Consider the following 16,598-nt stretch of genomic DNA (forward strand, 5'->3'; position numbering starts at 1 on the left):
GCTGGCAAGCCAGCTCCCACAGAAAAGCAAAGCAGCCCAAGCCGAGCGCATGCTTTTCACCACTCAAATGGCCGAGTGTCAGCTCGCCGAAAGCTCTTGATCTTGCCGTGCCGGCCCCTTCGGCAGGCTGAGTGGAGGGGTTTATCCGGGGGTAGGCGCGCAGCGCCATGCGGCGAAGCCGCATACATCGAGAGGAGGTGCAGCGAAGCAAACCGGAGGCGATGCCCCCGGATGAATCCCGCAGCGAAGGAACCCGAGCCTAAGCGAGGGCCGTACGCCGGGGCCAAGCCTTTTGGTTACTTTTCGGCGTCTGGAAAAGTGACTCGCTGTAAGAGCGAAACCGTCAGCCGCAACACCCGAAGCAACGGATATGCCCCCCATCAACCCAAAACATGGTCGGCCCAGAGGCCGCCAAGACAACCCAAAACAGAAATGTTAGCTTGCTTGGCAATAAAGCCCCGAAGCCGAGCCCATAGCGATGAAAAAAACAGTCCTGGCCTTCAGCCGCATCACCCCGCCCATGATCGAGCGCCTGCAGCAAGAGTTCGATGTCATCGTCCCCAACCCAAAGAACGGCGACATCAACGCCCAATTCAACGAAGCCCTCCCCCACGCCCACGGCCTGATCGGCGTCGGCCGCAAACTCGGCAAAGCCCAACTCGAAACCGCCGAAAAACTTGAAGTGGTCTCCAGCGTCTCCGTCGGCTACGACAACTACGACCTCGACTACTTCAACGAACGCGGGATCATGCTCACCAACACCCCGGACGTGCTCACTGAAAGCACCGCCGACCTCGCCTTCGCCCTGATCATGAGCAGCGCCCGCCGCGTCGCCGAACTCGACGCCTGGACCAAGGCCGGCCAATGGCAAGCCAGCGTCAGCGCCCCCTTGTTCGGCTGTGACGTCCACGGCAAGACCCTGGGCATCGTCGGCATGGGCAACATCGGCGCCGCCGTCGCCCGCCGGGGCCATTTCGGTTTCAACATGCCGATCCTCTACAGCGGCAACAGCCGCAAGCCGGAACTGGAACAGCAACTCGGCGCGCAATTTCGCAGCCTCGACCAACTGCTGGCCGAAGCCGACTTCGTTTGCCTGGTGGTGCCGCTCAGCGACAAGACCCGACACCTCATCAGCCACCGCGAACTGGCGCTGATGAAGCCAGGTGCGATTCTGGTCAACATCTCCCGTGGCCCAGTGGTCGACGAGCCGGCCCTGATCGAAGCCCTGCAAAACAATCGCATCCGTGGCGCCGGACTGGACGTCTACGAAAAAGAACCACTGGCCGAGTCGCCGCTGTTCCAGCTGAAAAACGCAGTGACATTGCCGCACATCGGCTCCGCCACGAACGAAACCCGTGAAGCCATGGCCAATCGTGCACTGGCCAATCTGCGCAGCGCGCTGCTCGGCGAACGCCCGCAGGACCTGGTCAATCCGCAAGTCTGGCGCGGATAAAAAATGACGGGCAAGTGCAGAACCGCACTTGCCCGTTAGTTGCCGCCCTACATAACTTGAAATTGAACAACAAAGCCAATTAAACAACAGCATTATAAGCTCTGCCTGGCAATCGAATGATCGATCACTGCTATGGAGAGCTAATACCGTGAACAATCTGACAACCGACAAAATTATTCGCTACAGCAAAGTTATATTGATGACTTACATCAGCTTCTTTGGTGTATTGGTTATGATTCATAACTTTACCGACTATGATTCTAACTACACGTACGTGGCTCATATCCTGAGCATGGACACTACCGCCGCCAGTGAGTCCATAAAATACCGAGCCATTGACTCGCCAATGATTCATCACCGGATCTATTGGTTCATCATCACGCTGGAAGTAACGTATACGACGTTGTGCCTGATAGGCACCTATCAACTCTATCGGCACATCAACGCGCCTGCAGAGGTATTCCACGAGGCAAAAAAGTACTCGATCATGGGCATATTGGCGGCAATTTTCATTTATTACGTGTGCCTGCAAACCGTGGGTGTGGAATGGTTTGACATGGACACTTCACAATCATGGAATGCCAAAGACTGGGCCCGGCATATCGTAGACTTCATGTTGCCGGTGATGATTTACATCACCTTGAAAGTCGAGCGCTGATGTTCAGTGATCGTTTGTTTCATACCAATTTCCCCTGCACCGGCGCCACCAGCGTTTTCGGCTTACGAAACACCAAGACATTACCCAGCATCACCAACACCAGCCCGAGCAACGCCGGTGCCGTCCACTGATAACCTTCAGCAAACGCTGACACGTTCAGCGCCACCACCGGGAACAGCACCGTGCAGTAAGCGGCGCGCTCCGGCCCCATGCGCCCGACCAGCGTCAGGTACGCGGTAAACCCGATCACCGAACCCGGGATCACCAGATACAGCAGCGCCCCCACATAACGCGGCGACCAGTCCATGTCGAATGGAATGCCTTTGACCAGGCACCAAACCGACAACATCGCCGCGCCATAGGCCATGCCCCAGGCGTTGGTGGTCAAGGGTTTCAGACCGGCCTTCTGCTGCAGGCTCGAGAGCATGTTGCCCGCCGAGAAACACAGAGTGCCGCACAGCGCCAAGCCAAGACCCAGCAACGTTTCGGGGCTGGCGTGATGGCCGGCCAGTTCCGGCCAGAACAGCATTCCCAGACCAAGCAAGCCAAGCGCCCCGCCCATCAGCACGTTACGGGCGATGCGCTGACCGAAGAACACCCGGGCATTGAGCGCGTTCCACAGCGTTGCCGTGGAAAACACCACCGCCACCAGTCCGCTGGGAATCCACTGGCTGGCGGTCAGAAAGCACATGAAGTTGACGCAGAACAGACACAAGCCCTGCGCCACGCAGATCAGATGCCCGCGCCGGTTCATCGGTTGCAGCCGCCGACTGAGCAGCAACAGCGCAAACAGCACCAGCGCGGCGAGACCGAAGCGATAGACGATCGACACCGGTATCGCGACCACGCCCAATTGCCATTTCAGGGCAATCCAGGTGGTGCCCCAGATCAGCACGGTCAGCAGATACAGCGAAAGGTTCATGACGAGACTCCTGAGGACACCGGACACTCTGTGGCGAGCGAGCTTGCTCGCGCTTGAGTGCACAGCACTCACTGATGGGCTGCTGCGCAGCCCGGCGGGAGCAAGCTTCCTCGCCACAGGGTTGTGTTGAATGGAAATTCAGGGTGCGGCAGACAGGAGCGGGGCGCTTGCAGATTCTTGCGCTTTTGTCGCTCGACAGGCTGGCAGCGCGCCGGCTACGGAGTAGGATGCAAGGCGTTGGAGAGAACCGCACATGGCCGCTATCGATACCCTGCAAGTCTTTCAAGCCCTCAACCGCTCGCCGAACGCACGCCTTGTGCACAGCGCAGAGCTCGGTGACGGCTTGTCTGCGGCCCTGTGGACCAACCACCACGACGCCCAGGAATACGCAGCGCCGAGCCACCACACCCTGTCCTGCTACATCGCCGGTGGCACCGGGACGTTTCGTCGCGGTCAACCGGCGCACAAGGGTGGGCCGGACAAGCTGTGCATCCTGCCGGCGGATCATGAATCCGGTTGGGTGATCAACGGCGATATCCGCCTCGCTCATCTGTATTTCAGTGCCGAGCAGTTTGCGTTGGGGTGCGTCACCTTGCTCGATCGCGAGCCGCGAGAGATGCAACTGCGTGAGCAGACCTTTCTGGAAGATCCGCAGCAGGCCGGACGCTTTCGCCAGTTACTGACGCTGAATTGGGACGAACCTGCCGAACGCTTGCTGACCAGCAGCATCGCCCATGAATTGATCAGCCATACCCTGCTCAGCCAGGTCGGCGCGCGCCAGGGTTTGCGCCTCAAGGGCGGACTGGCACCGCATCAGCGGCGGCAATTGGTCGAGTTCATCGACAGTCAGTTGGCCGAGCCGATCAGCCTCGGACAACTGGCCGGATTGTGTGCATTGTCGGAGTACCACTTTGCGCGGATGTTTCGCGTGAGCTTCGGTCTGCCGCCGCATCAGTACGTACTGGCACGGCGCTTGAGCCGGGCGCGGGAGTTGTTGCGCGCAACGGCATTGCCGCTGGGGGAGATCGCGCTGGCGTGCGGGTTTGCCAGTGCCAGCCATTTCACCAACCGGTTTCGGCAGGTATTGGGTGGGACGCCGGGGGAATATCGGCAGGCGTTTTTGCGCTAGAGGCGAATGTTTTCGCTGTCTGTCAGGGCCTTATCGCTGGCAAGCCAGCTCCCACAATGTCTCCGGCCGTTCAAAACATTTTTGCTCGACCGTGAACCTGTGGGAGCTGGCTTGCCAGCGATGAACGATGACGCGGTCCCCGATCAGAACTCCAGCGTACTGGAGAGCGAAATCTGCCGCGAATCGCCCATCGATACAAAGAACCGGCTCGCCGCCGAGGTGTAGTAGGTGCGGTCAAACAGGTTCTTCACGTTGAGCTGGAACTTGACCTTCTGCCCTTCGACTTTGGTGTCGTAAGTGGCGAACGCATCGGCCACGGTGTAGCTCGGCAGGTCGAAATCATTCACTGCGTTGCCTGCTCGCTCGCCGACATACCGCGCCCCGGCACCGACCCGCAGTTGATCACCACCGATCACGCTGCCGAAGTCATACACCGCCGACAATGAGCCGCTGTTCTTCGCCACGTTTTGCAGGCGATTGCCTTTGTAGTCCGGGTCTTCGGTGACCTCGGCATCGGTGTAGGCATAGGCGCCGATCAGGCTCCAGCGGTCGGTCAGTTGACCGGTCAGGTCCAGTTCAAGACCCCGGGAACGCACTTCGCCGGCGGCGCTGTAGATCGTGGTCGGGCCTTCGGCGTTGGCCACCAGCACGTTGCGTTTCTTGATGTCGAACAGCGCAATGTTGCCGGTGATGCGCCCTGGAATATCCAGCCGCGCCCCCAGCTCCCACGACTTGGCTTCTTCCGGCGCGATGCTGCCGTCGAGCACGGTGCTGCTGCCGCTGAGCGGGGCGATGGTCGAGTTGGGTTTGAACGATTCGGTGTAGCTGCCGTAGAACGACAACTCGTCGGTGTAGCGATACACCAGGCCCGCACGCGGTACGAACTTCTGCCCGTTGCTGTCGGTGTTGGCCTTGAACGGCACGCCTTTGCCGGCGTACTGGTCGTACTCCTGGAAGCGCCCGCCGGCGACCAGAATCCACTGGTCGTTGAGGTGAATCGAGTCCTGCAGAAACACCGAATCGCTGCGCAGCAGATCGGTCTGCGCGCTGTCCGCCGCGCTGACGGTGGTGCCCTCGACTTCACGGCCATACACCGGATTGACGTAGCTGAAGGTGCTCAAGCTCTTCTGGCGGATCAGGTCGGCGCGGTAGATCTTGCGGTACTCGTCGTCGACGCCGAACACCAGGTCATGCTGCATGCCCAGCACATTGACCTTGCCTTCGAGACTGGCGGTGGTGAAACGGTCAGTGCTGATCGCGCCTTGCGTGCCGTCCATGCTGCGGGTCAGCGTGCCTTTCTTGGTGTCGATGGCGGTCACGCGCACCTGGCTGGCGTCGTAGGTCTCGCGGTTCCAGCTGTAGCCGAAGTGAGCTTTCCAGTCGTCATTGAGTTCGTGGTCGGCCTCGAAGTGGTACAGATCGGAACGGCCTTCCATGTCGTTGAACGGCTCGTCCAGACGCTCGTTGCGCGAGATGTCCAGCGGGTGGTTGGTGCGCGGATCGATCAGCGTGCCACGGTCGAACGGCGTGAGAAATTCGCGGTGTTCGTAGGCGAACAGCAGCTTGGTGCGTTCGCCATACCAGGCCAGCGATGGCGCGATCAGCGTCTCGCGGTGAGTGCCGAAATTGCGCCAGTAATCTTCGTCTTCGTGATCCAGCACCATGCGATACGCCAGGCCGGAATCGCCCAGCGCGCCGGTGCTGTCGAAGCTGCCGCCGCTGCCGTTCTTGCCGTCGCCGTAGGTGGAGCCACGCAGGGTCAGGGCGTTGTATTGGGTCAGTTCCGGCTTTTTGCTGACCAGATTGACCACGCCGCCCGGGTCCTGGATTCCGTAAAGCAACGAGGCCGGGCCTTTGAGCACTTCGACGCGATCAACGGTTTCGTTCATCCCGCGGCCCTGCACGATCGGCATGCCGTCGCGCATGATCGAGCCGTTGCGGTTGTCGCCGAAACCGCGGGTCATCACCGAATCCTGGGTGCTGCCCAAGGTGTTGCCCTGAGTGATGCCGCTGACGTTGGCCAGCGCATCGTCGAGATTGCGCGGGGTCTGATCGCGGATCACCTGGGCCGGGATCACGTTGACGGTCTGCGGGATTTCCTGCAGCGACGCCGAAGAACGCATCACCGAACTGGTCTGCGGCGGCTGGTAGCTCATCGAGTCGTCGCGCATCGAAGTGATGGTAGTCGCGCCGAGATTCAGCGCGCCCTCGGTGGGCTGCGGCTCCAACGCCAGGGTGTGGCTGTCGGTACGGCGGAAGGTCATGCCGGAGCCGCTGAGCAAGCGTTGCAGCGCTTGTTCGGCACTCATCTGGCCGCTGACGGCCGGGGCATTAATGCCATACGGCGCTTCGTCGGTGTAGACCACGCTTTGCCCGGTGACGCGGCTGAAGTCGCTCAGGGCTTGCGGCAGCGGTTTGGCGCTCAGGGAGAAATTGAACTGCTTCTGCGCCGGACTGCTGACGGTTTCAGCGGCGAGCGCCACGCTCATCGGCAATAGCGCCAATGCCGAAAAACTCAATGCCGAAACGCCCAACCACTGTTTGACCGAACCCGATTTTGCCCTGGACTTCATTGCTCAATGACCTGTGTAGAACCGCAACGGATGCGAATGACTCGCAGTTTCAGTCACTACACGGATGGGGCTGTGGTTTACCTCACCACTCATTTGAAAATATTTTTCAGAAGCAAAAGATCGCAGCCTGCGGCAGCTCCTACAGGTATACGCGATCCCCTGTAGGAGCTGCCGCAGGCTGCGAGCTTTTGACGTCGATTCACCGCAGAATGATCAGATGCCCCAACACCTGATGCTGCTCAAACCCCAGCACACCCTGCAACGAACTCAACACCGCCTGCGGATCCTTGCTCGGAAAACTGCCGCTCACCTTGCGTGCCGCCAATTCATCATTGAGCACAACAATCCGCCCCGGATAATAGCGCCGCAAATCCTCCACCACATCGGCCAGCGACGCCTTGTAGTAAGTCAGCCAGCCCTGACGCCAGGCCAGTTGCGCCTCGCTGTCCACCGCGTGCAGTTTCTCCGCTGTGCCCTGCCCGTAGGCCACTTGCTGGCCAGCCGTCAGAATCTGCTGCTGTGCGTCGCGATCCGCCGTCACGCCAACGCGCCCCGACAGCACCGTGACCTGCGCGCCATGGGGTTGCAGGCGTACTTCGAATTGCGTGCCGAGCACTCGCGCCTGGCCTTTCTCGGCTTCGACCACGAACGGTTCGCCGGTGTGCGTCACACTGAAAAAACCGGCGCCGCGCCGTAACTGCACCCGCCGCTCGCCGTGGCTGAAATCCACGGCGATGGCGCTGTCGGCGTCCAGCGTGACTTGTGATTGATCGGCCAGTGTTACGGTGCGGATCTCGCCCGGAGCCGAAACGTAATCGGCACCCAGATCATTGATCCAGCGCTGCGGCTGCCAGCCCGTGCCAAGGCTGATCATCAGCATCAGACACGCGGCCATCGCCAACGCGCCCGACCAGCGCACAAATGCCGGGCGACGCGGACGATCCATCGCATTCAGGTAACCCTGCAACGCCAATGCGTCTTCAGCGGCCAAGGTACGCGCCGGGCTTTCGCTCAACTCCCAGAGCACTTGCGCCTGGGCATAAGCCTCGGCATGGGCCGGGTCAGCGCGCAGCCATTGGCTGAAGGTCAGTTGATCGCCGGTGCTCGGGCGGTCGTGCAGCAGACTCAGCCAGGCGAGCGCGGCCTGCTCCTGAGCGGGCGTCGGAGTGACGCGGTCGGTGTGATTCACGGTGCTTTCCCTGGCAGGCGTGGCGCGGGCTCGCGCAGGCTGGCCTTGCAGGCCTCGAGGGCGCGCATCATATGTTTTTCCACGGCGCTTTGGGACAGGCCCATGGCTTTGGCGATGTCCGCGTACTTGCGGCCGTGGATGCGATTGAGCAAAAAGATCTGCCGGGTGCGCTCGGGCAAGGCGCGCAATGCCGCTTCGACGTGGCGCAGATCATTGCCCGCTTCGAGCGCGGCTTGCGGCTCGCTGCCGTGGCTGTCCGGCGCGTCCGGTTGCCAGCCCTCGTTGACCCGCACGCGCGTGCCTTCGCTGCGCAAATGATCGATGGCGATGTTGCCGGCGCAGCGCAAAAGGTAGGTGCTGAGTTCTTCGACTTGCACCAGCGGCCGCCGCCAGAAACGCAGAAACAGATCCTGCACCAGATCCGCCGCCGTGGCCCGGCAGCCGACGCGCCGGTTGACCAGCGCTTCCATCTGCGAGCGCTGCGACAGGAACACCTGAAGAAAATGCGCACGCGCACCGTGCGGTTCATCGTCGCGGGATTCCGGGGGATGACCGATCAGCATGTCAGACCTGCGCCCAGGCAGCGACCGGGCTGGCCAGCAGGCTCAACCCGGCCAACGCGAGGGCCAGACGTGGGCGATACGGCAGCAACAGCACCAACGCCAAGGCGCTGAGCATGAGTACCGCGAACCAGTCGACCAGACCGAAACTCCAACCGTGTGCAGCGACTGCCGCCCATAGCGACAACCCGAGCAATAGCCAACCGGCGAGTTTCAAAACCCTTGCGCGTCGGGCCGAGGGTTTGTTGCCGAGCAGTTCATCGTGGTGCCGGGGCATCGACAGACACAACGCGCAGAACCCGGCGTAGCACAGCAACAACGCCAGCAACATCAGCTGACCTCCTGCTCAAGCGCGATCGGTCGCGGCTTTTCCCGGGGTGTTTTTTTCACGCTGACGGCGCTGCCGGCACGCTGCATTTTCCATGCGGCCCAGCCGAGGAACAGGCCTGCGCCCAGGCACGTCAGATCAAAACCCGCCAGCGTCCAGTCACCTTGCACCAGCGTTACGCCGAGATTCCATGGCGTGATCAGATTGATCAGTGGCACCGCGACAAACAGCACGGCAGCCAGCGCGAGCTGTTCGACCCAGGCCTTGCGTCCTTTGCGCAGCAACGCATGCACCACGCTCAACGCCCAGGCAATAAAAAACGCATTTACTTCCTGATCGGCGCGCCCGAGCAGATCTGCCGGCAACAGGCGATTGGCCAAAAAGAACACTGCCACCGCCGCTGTCAGCCCGGCCATGCTGGCGATGTTCAGCACTTCCACCAGACGCAATTCGAACGGCATCACGCCGCTCTTGGCGTGTTTGAGCTGACGCTTGCCAAGCCAGATCACCAGCCCGGTGCCGATCATCGCGGTACTCACCAGACCGCAGATGAAATACAGCCAGCGCAATGTCGCCCCGGCAAAGTGGCCCATGTGTAAACCGTAGAACGTGCCGCCGACCGCCATCGCCACTGGCTGCTCCGGGGTGTTGCCCAGGCGCTCGCCGGTGACGCCATTGAACGTCACCGCGCGCCCGAAATCGTGGACGACGCGGTCGCCACGGCGCGACAGCACCACTGAGGCATTCGCATCCCCCGGGTTGTTCACCGTCAGCCGCGCGGTGCTGCCTCCCGCCCATTGCTCGCTGGCCTTGGCCAGCAGTGGCGCCATCGGGCTCAGCGGCGTCGCCCGGTTGGCCCGCTCAGGGGTCTTCGATGCCGGAAAAACTTCGTCGTAAAAGGCGCGCACGTCGCCGTTATAGGACGCCAGAATGCTCGCCGGCATGACCATCGCCATGAAGATCACCAGGCTGCTGTAGGTGATCATCAGGTGAAACGGCAGCACCAGCACACCGACCGCGTTATGCCCGTCGAGCCATGAACGCTGGCCTTTGCGCGGGCGAAAGGTGAAGAAGTCCTTGAAGATTTTCTTGTGGGTAATGATGCCGGTGATCAGCCCGATGAACATCACCATCGCCGCCATCGTCGCCAGCCAACGGCCCCACGGATAGGGCATTTGCAGCTGAAAATGGAAGCGGTAGAAGAACTCGCCGCCCAGGCTTTCGCGGGCCTGGACTTCGCTGCCGGTCTGCGCGTCGAGTGTTCTGGATTCGAACTTGCCGCGCTCACCCGGCTTGTTCGGCGCCTGCTGCCAGCGCACCGTCAGGCCGGGATCGCGGGCGTCGGGCAAGTCGATCAGCCAGCGCGAGGCGCCGGCGGCGTGTTGTTGCAGATAACGTTGCGCCAGGGTCAGGCTCGCTTCGGTATTGATGGACCGCGCGGGAATTTCCGGCTGCATCCAGTGGCTGATTTCAGCCTTGAAATAGGCCAGCGTCCCGGTCAGGAAAATCGCAAACAGCAGCCAGCCGAACAGCAGCCCCGTCCAGGTGTGCAGCCAGGCCATCGACTGACGAAAGCCCTCTTTCATGCGTAGCCCAAGCCCCGTGCGGCACCCGACAGCGTCGCCAGAATCACGCTCGGCACCAGCAAACCGACCCACGCCGACCACGCCGTGCGGCAAGCGAAACACCACAGCACCGCCACCAGATAGACCAGAAAGGAAATGGTCATGCCGGTCACCACCGCTTCGGCGCGGCTCAACGGCAGCCACATCGTCAGCGCGACACTGGCCAGCGCCGCAACCAGATAGCCGCCGAATACCGCCGCCAGTATCCGCGAGGTGACCGCCAGACGATAGGAGATGGGAAGTGAGGCGAGTTTGCCTTTCATGTTTCGACCCTGAAACGAAAAACGTCCGGCCGACAAGCCGAACCAACAGGCGAGCAATATTAATGATAAATATTCTCATACGCAAAAGCATCTGATTGCCGGACACCTCGCGCGCCCCTACAATGCGAACAGTTCTTGTTCTCTAACGCATCCAGCGTGCGCCCGGAGTAATACCCTTGTCGTCCGCCCATCCCGTCGAATCGCTCTACCACGACCACCACAGCTGGCTCACCGGCTGGTTGCGGCGCAGACTCGGCTGCCCGGACAGCGCGGCGGATCTGGCGCAAGACACGTTCATCCGCGTGCTCAGCGCCCGCGAACCCGTGACGATTATCGAGCCACGCGCGTTCCTGACCACCCTCGCCAAACGCGTGCTGTTCAATCATTACCGCCGCCAGGACCTGGAACGCGCCTACCTCGATACCCTGGCGCAGATGCCGGAAATGGTTGCGCCATCGGAAGAAGACAAAGCGATCATCCTGCAGACCCTGATCGAACTGGATCAGTTGCTCGATGGCTTGCCGCGACCGGTCAAACGCGCGTTTTTGCTGGCACAGGTCGATGGCCTGACTTATCCGCAGATTGCTGCCGAGCTGGGCATCTCGGTGGCCACAGTCAAACGTCACCTGCAAAAAGCCGCCCTGCGCTGCTACTTCGCCCTATGAATCGCGCTCCGGATTTCTCTGCGCAAGTGGCCGAACAGGCCGTGCACTGGCTGTTGGAAATGCAGCAAGGCACGTTCTCCCCACGCCAGCAACAGGCCTGGCAACAATGGCTGGACGCCCACAGCGAACATCGTCGGGCGTGGGAGCACATGCAGCGGGTCAACCAGCGCTTGCGCGGTGTGGCTTCGCCATTGGCCCATGCCACGTTGAACGGGCCGAAGTCTTCCAGTCGCCGTCAGGCACTCAAAATGCTGCTGCTTCTCGGTGCCGGTTCCGCCGTCACCTGGAGCATGCGCGAGCACAATCCGCTGCCGACGCTGCTCGCCGATTACCGCAGTCCGCTGGGGGAGCGACGCAAGGTTGCGCTGGGCGCGGGCAGCCAGTTGCAGCTCAATACCGCGAGCGCGGCAGATGTGGATGTCGGACAACGGCTGATCCGTTTGCTGGAAGGCGAGATTCTGCTCAGCACCGTACACGCGTTCGAAGTGCGCACGGCCCAAGGTGTATTGAAAACAAACGCTGCCCGACTCAACGTCCGGCAATTTGCCGATCGCACGCAGGTGGCGTTGTTTGAAGGTGAGGTCGAACTCATCGCCCATGGCCGCGCAACAATGTCATTGCCCGTCGCCCGTCAGCTGAGCTTCAGCTCGACAGCGATCAGCGAAGCCAGACCCTTGGATGCCAACAGCGGCGCCTGGGCCGAGGGCATGCTGGTTGCCGCGCACATGCGTCTGGGCGACTTCCTCGATGAACTCGGCCGTTATCGCCGGGGGCAGCTGCATTGCGATGCGAAAGTTGCGGACTTGCTGATCTCAGGGACATATCCACTGGACGACAGCGAGCGGATTCTTGATCTGCTGCAAATCAGTCTGCCGGTGAAAGTGCGGCGGTTTACCCGTTATTGGATCAGCGTAGAGGCCCGGGTTTAAAACAAAACTGTGGCGAGGGAGCTTGCTCCCGCTGGCCTGCGCAGCAGACCCTCAATACGGGGGCCGCTTCGCGCCCCAACGGGAGCAAGCTCCCTCGCCACAAAATCAGTCATTCAAAAAAATATTCCTAAACCGTGAGCCGTTTTTCAGATCTGGCGTGACAGAGAAGGAAAGCCCCCTTGATTCAACCTTCTCAGGATCATCGTCCATGCACCCCACCCGCCTCTCGCCACTGGCCCGCCGCCTGCGCAACCTCGTACTGGGCGCCAGCCTGAGCTTCAGCGCTCTGCCAGCCATGGCCGCCGAAACCAGGGTTTACCACATTGCCCCGGCGTCGCTGGAAAACGCCCTCAACCAGTTTGGTCGTGAAGCCGGCGTGCTGATTTCCTTCGGTTCGCAAGTCACCAGCGGCGTGCAAAGCCGTGGCCTGGAAGGCAGCTACAGCGCCGCACAAGGTCTCGATGCGCTGCTCGAAGGCACCGGCCTGCAAGCCCGCGCCGAAGGCAACAATGCGTTCAGCCTGCAACCGGTCGGCGACACGGCGCTGGAGCTGGACACCTCGAAGGTTGTCGGCGACTGGCTCGGTGACGCGGCGCAGGTCAACGTATTCGAACACCCGGGTGCCCGCGATGTAATCCGCCGCGAAGACTTCGAACGTCAGGGCGCGACTCAGGCGCGCGACGTACTCAACCGCATCCCCGGGGTCAATGCTCCGGAAAACAACGGCACCGGCAGCCACGACATGGCGCTGAACTTTGGCATCCGTGGCCTCAATCCACGACTGGCGGCGCGCTCCACCGTACTGATGGACGGCATTCCCGTACCCTTCGCACCGTACGGTCAGCCGCAGTTGTCGTTCGCGCCGATCAGCATGGGCAACATGGATGCCGTGGATGTGGTGCGTGGCGGCGGCGCCGTGCGTTACGGCCCGCAGAACGTCGGCGGTGTGGTCAACTTCGTGACCCGTGCCATTCCCGACGCGCCGACGGTCAAGGGTGGTTTCCAGACCGAAACCAGCCCGTCGTCGAGCCATGACGGCTTCAAGACCAGCGCCAACCTGCTGGCCGGCGGCACCAATGAAAATGGTCTGGGCGGCGCGCTACTGTATTCCGGCACCCGTGGCGGCGACTGGCGCGAACACAGCGACAGCGAGATCGACGACCTGATCCTCAAGGGCAAATACCAGCTCGACGAGGCCAACAGTTTCAACGCCATGGCCCAGTATTACGAGGGCAAGGCCGACATGCCCGGCGGCCTCAACGTTGCCGATTACGATGCCGATCCGTACCAGTCGACGCGCCCGAAAGACCAGTTCTGGGGCCGCCGTACGATGTTCAACTTCGGCTATCGCTATCAGGAAGATCGCCGCGAATTCACCGCCAACACCTTCTTCACCAAGACCTTGCGCAGCGGCTATCTGGATCAGGGCACGTTTCTCTCACTGTCGCCACGCGAGTATTGGGTGCGCGGTTTCGAAACGCGCTTCGCCCAGGGCTTCGACCTCGGCCCGACCAGCCACGAAGTCGGCGTCGGCTACCGCTACATCAACGAGGCCGGCCACGAATTGCGCTATCGCACGCCGATCAGCAGCAACCAATACCCGACCACCGACAGCCGCAACGACCGCGACACCCGCGGTGGCACCGAAGCCAATGCGTTGTTCGTCGACGATCGCATCGACATCGGTAAGTGGACCATCACTCCGGGCGTGCGCTACGAGATGATCGAATCGCAGCAGACCAACAACCTGACCGACGTCAAATACAAGGGCGACTACAACACCGCGCTGCCGGCATTGAACGTGCTTTACCACCTGACTGACAGCTGGAACCTGTACGCCAACACCGAAGGCTCGTTCGGCAGCGTGCAGTACAGCCAGATGCCCAACCGCGTGAGCAGCGGCGAAGTGAAACCGGAGAAGGCCCGCACCTGGGAACTCGGCACCCGTTACGACAACGGCGCACTGCGCGCGGAGATCGGTGCGTTCCTGATCAACTTCGACAATCAGTACGAAAGCAACCAGACCAACGATTCGGTGATCGCCCGTGGCGAGACCCGCCATCAGGGGATCGAGACCAGCGTCAATTACGCGCTGGATGACTTGAGCCCGGCACTGGCCGGTTTCGATGTGTACGCCACTTATGCCTATGTCGACGCGACCATCCGCGAAGATGGGCCGAACAAGGGCAATCGCGTGCCGTTCTCGTCGAAACACAAAGGCACAATTGGCGTCGGTTACACCGAAGGCCCGTGGAAACTCAACGTCGACAGCAGCTTCCAGAGCGACCAGTTCGCCGACAACGCCAACACTTCCAGGGAAAGCGCCGACGGCAGCACCGGCAAGATCCCCGGCTACATGCTGTTCAGCAGCCGCGCCGGTTACGACTTCGGCCCGCAATTGTCGGATCTGAACGTGGCGGTGGGGGTGAAGAACATCTTCAACACCCAGTACTTCACTCGCTCGTTCGATGACAACAACAAGGGCAAGTACGTGGGTGAGCCGCGCACGGTGTATGTGCAAACGTCTGTAGCGTTCTAAGAAAACTGTGGCGAGGGAGCTTGCTCCCGCTCGGCTGCGAAGCAGCCGTAACTCCCGCGGATGCAGTCTTGTTGCAGATTTTTGGGGCCGCTTCGCAGCCCGGCGGGAGCAAGCTCCCTCGCCACACTGCTCAGCAACACAAACAAAAACGGGCCTGCTTGCGCAGGCCCGTTCTCATTGGGTGGCTTGAAAATCAGCGTATCAACTGTTGATCGCTGCCTGTTCGTTCTCCAGAAACTCTTCTTCCAGCAGTGCGTCGTTCGCCTTGCTGAATGGCACGATGGCGGCGCGGGGTTTGCCTCGCAGTTTGCCAAACAGGTGCTCCAGCGCGTGCTCCAGTTTTTCGGCTGCACCGTCGATCGCCTGTTCCAGCGAATCGGCTTTATGGGTGACGGAAATCGGTTGGTGGCCTTTTGGCCGCGCTTCCAGTTGGCAGCGCAAGTCATGGGGACCTGGTTTGTCGCCGTTCTCGTCGCTCAGGTGGACTTCGACACGGGTCAGGTCTTCTTCATAACGGTCGAGCGTGCTCTCAATGGTTGTACGTACCCACTCCTCCAGTCGTTTACTGCTTTGAATATGGTTATCGCTGTTGACTTGGATTTGCATAGTTCATCCCTTATTTCAGCTAGCTCGCGAGAGGCCTTGAATTGAATTTCCTGACCCCTTGGTTACAACAATCGGCCCGACTGACGAACATTTCAACCCCTGAAAAAAGATAAATATTCATTCGCAAAAAAAGCCGGACAACCGAGCAAGTCACTGGTAAGGTCGGGAGTTGGGTCGCCTGGCAACCCTGTAAAATCTGCTCACAATTGCCCGTCGTTCAACGGGTGCAAACTGCGGAAAATCCCCGCCTCCTCCACCAGCCAGTCATGCACCGCACGCACGCCTGGATGGCTCAAGGCCCCCGGCGCATACAGCAGCACGTAGCGTTTGTGGTTGGGCACCGACAGACCGAACGGCACGATCAACGTCCCGCGCTCCAGCTCATCGTTGAGCAACGTGCGCCGGGCAATCGCCACGCCCATGCCGGCAATCGCGGCCTCGATGGTCAGGTGGTTCCGGTTGAACGTGTGCCCACGCCGTACGTCGGCGCCTTCGAAGCCGATCGCGTTCAGATAGAACTCCCATTCCGCGTATTCGTAACTGCCACGCCAGGCGGTGATGTCGTGCAACAACGGGAAATGCACCAGATCCGCCGGCCCATGCAGCGGCGGGCGTCCGCGCAGCAAACTCGGCGCGCACACCGGGAAAATCTGCTCGTCGAGCAAGGCTGTTGATAACAGCCCCGGGTAGCTGCCGTCGTTCAGATCGATCGCCAGATCAAAGTCGCCCTCGTGCAATGGCACGCTGCTGTCCTCGGCGACCAGACGCAACTGGATGTCCGGATAGCGCTGTTGCAGACGCGGCAAACGCGGGGTCAGCCATTTGCTGAGGAACGACGGAATCGAACGCACCCGCAGAATCCCGCTGATCATCCCCGCATCCAGTCGACGCAATTCCGCATCAATGCTGCCGTAGGCCTCGTTGACCGTGATGGCCAGTCGCTGGCCTTCCGCACTCAACTCGACACCCCGCGCTCGTCGGTGGAACAGGCGAAAACCGAGGCGCTCTTCCAATTGGCGAATCTGCTGGCTGACCGCCCCCGGGGTGATGTGCAGCTCTTCCGCGCAACGGGTGAACGACAGGTGCCGCGCGGCACAGGAAAACACCTGCAGCCAGACGTAGGTCTGGGCGTGCAATTGACGACTCATCGTTTAGTCCT

Annotated in this window: 15 protein-coding genes; 6 read left to right on the top strand and 9 right to left on the bottom strand. The window is 61.1% G+C overall.

Annotation, left to right across the window (positions count from 1 at the left end; genetic code table 11):
* The first annotated feature begins 478 nt into the window (after positions 1-478).
* Together ACU680_RS09365 and ACU680_RS09370 are read left to right on the top strand one after the other, a co-directional pair.
* On the top strand, positions 479-1,453 hold the full coding sequence (locus tag ACU680_RS09365) for a 2-hydroxyacid dehydrogenase (protein WP_448179279.1): 975 nt from the start codon (positions 479-481) through the stop codon (positions 1,451-1,453).
* A 148-nt stretch (positions 1,454-1,601) separates the two neighbouring features.
* The gene (locus ACU680_RS09370; protein ID WP_448179280.1) at positions 1,602-2,111 is read left to right on the top strand and encodes a DUF2165 family protein; all 510 of its coding nucleotides are present in this window, start codon (positions 1,602-1,604) and stop codon (positions 2,109-2,111) included.
* Positions 2,112-2,130: 19 nt separating this feature from the next.
* Here the strand turns inward: ACU680_RS09370 and ACU680_RS09375 are convergent, their stop codons facing one another.
* Positions 2,131-3,033 carry a DMT family transporter gene (locus ACU680_RS09375; RefSeq protein ID WP_448179281.1) on the bottom strand — a complete coding sequence of 301 codons (903 nt, stop codon included), beginning with the start codon at positions 3,031-3,033 and terminating at the stop codon, positions 2,131-2,133.
* Positions 3,034-3,286: 253 nt separating this feature from the next.
* Between ACU680_RS09375 and ACU680_RS09380 the strand changes: the two genes are divergently transcribed.
* Positions 3,287-4,162: a helix-turn-helix domain-containing protein gene (locus ACU680_RS09380; protein WP_448179282.1), complete on the top strand. Its 876-nt coding sequence runs from the start codon at positions 3,287-3,289 to the stop codon at positions 4,160-4,162.
* A 143-nt stretch (positions 4,163-4,305) separates the two neighbouring features.
* Here ACU680_RS09380 and ACU680_RS09385 read toward each other — a convergent pair whose 3' ends face one another.
* The 6 genes from ACU680_RS09385 to ACU680_RS09410 all read right to left on the bottom strand — a co-directional run bounded on the left by ACU680_RS09385 (position 4,306) and on the right by ACU680_RS09410 (position 10,700).
* Entirely contained in the window at positions 4,306-6,735 is a 2,430-nt protein-coding gene (locus tag ACU680_RS09385) for a TonB-dependent siderophore receptor (protein ID WP_448179283.1), read from the bottom strand.
* 199 nt (positions 6,736-6,934) lie between these two features.
* A complete protein-coding gene (locus tag ACU680_RS09390) occupies positions 6,935-7,924 on the bottom strand; it encodes a FecR family protein (RefSeq protein WP_448179284.1) in 990 nt (329 codons plus the stop codon).
* Entirely contained in the window at positions 7,921-8,487 is a 567-nt protein-coding gene (locus ACU680_RS09395; RefSeq protein ID WP_003221797.1) for an RNA polymerase sigma factor, read from the bottom strand. Before ACU680_RS09395 ends, ACU680_RS09390 begins: the two co-directional genes overlap by 4 nt.
* Before the next feature lies 1 nt (position 8,488).
* Positions 8,489-8,815 (bottom strand): DUF3325 domain-containing protein, encoded by a 327-nt coding sequence (locus tag ACU680_RS09400; protein ID WP_448179285.1) that lies wholly within the window; start codon positions 8,813-8,815, stop codon positions 8,489-8,491.
* Positions 8,815-10,398: a PepSY-associated TM helix domain-containing protein gene (locus ACU680_RS09405; protein WP_448179286.1), complete on the bottom strand. Its 1,584-nt coding sequence runs from the start codon at positions 10,396-10,398 to the stop codon at positions 8,815-8,817. The genes ACU680_RS09400 and ACU680_RS09405 overlap by 1 nt, the downstream gene beginning before the upstream one ends.
* Positions 10,395-10,700, bottom strand: a complete 306-nt coding sequence (locus ACU680_RS09410) for a DUF3649 domain-containing protein (protein WP_448179287.1) — start codon at positions 10,698-10,700, stop codon at positions 10,395-10,397. The genes ACU680_RS09405 and ACU680_RS09410 overlap by 4 nt, the downstream gene beginning before the upstream one ends.
* Positions 10,701-10,876: 176 nt before the next feature.
* Between ACU680_RS09410 and ACU680_RS09415 the strand changes: the two genes are divergently transcribed.
* The 3 genes from ACU680_RS09415 (at position 10,877) to fecA (ending at position 14,833) form a co-directional block, all read left to right on the top strand.
* A complete protein-coding gene (locus ACU680_RS09415; RefSeq protein ID WP_448179288.1) occupies positions 10,877-11,365 on the top strand; it encodes a sigma-70 family RNA polymerase sigma factor in 489 nt (162 codons plus the stop codon).
* Positions 11,362-12,294 carry a DUF4880 domain-containing protein gene (locus ACU680_RS09420; protein WP_448179289.1) on the top strand — a complete coding sequence of 311 codons (933 nt, stop codon included), beginning with the start codon at positions 11,362-11,364 and terminating at the stop codon, positions 12,292-12,294. Before ACU680_RS09415 ends, ACU680_RS09420 begins: the two co-directional genes overlap by 4 nt.
* A 208-nt stretch (positions 12,295-12,502) precedes the next feature.
* A complete protein-coding gene (gene fecA / locus ACU680_RS09425; RefSeq protein ID WP_448179290.1) occupies positions 12,503-14,833 on the top strand; it encodes a TonB-dependent Fe(3+) dicitrate receptor FecA in 2,331 nt (776 codons plus the stop codon).
* Positions 14,834-15,034: 201 nt separating this feature from the next.
* Here the strand turns inward: fecA and ACU680_RS09430 are convergent, their stop codons facing one another.
* Together ACU680_RS09430 and ACU680_RS09435 are read right to left on the bottom strand one after the other, a co-directional pair.
* Entirely contained in the window at positions 15,035-15,439 is a 405-nt protein-coding gene (locus ACU680_RS09430; RefSeq protein ID WP_007968091.1) for an HPF/RaiA family ribosome-associated protein, read from the bottom strand.
* Positions 15,440-15,639: 200 nt separating this feature from the next.
* The gene (locus ACU680_RS09435; RefSeq protein ID WP_007914183.1) at positions 15,640-16,587 is read right to left on the bottom strand and encodes a LysR substrate-binding domain-containing protein; all 948 of its coding nucleotides are present in this window, start codon (positions 16,585-16,587) and stop codon (positions 15,640-15,642) included.
* Positions 16,588-16,598 lie beyond the last annotated feature (11 nt).

It is taken from the genome of Pseudomonas sp. LF020, from assembly GCF_053456425.1.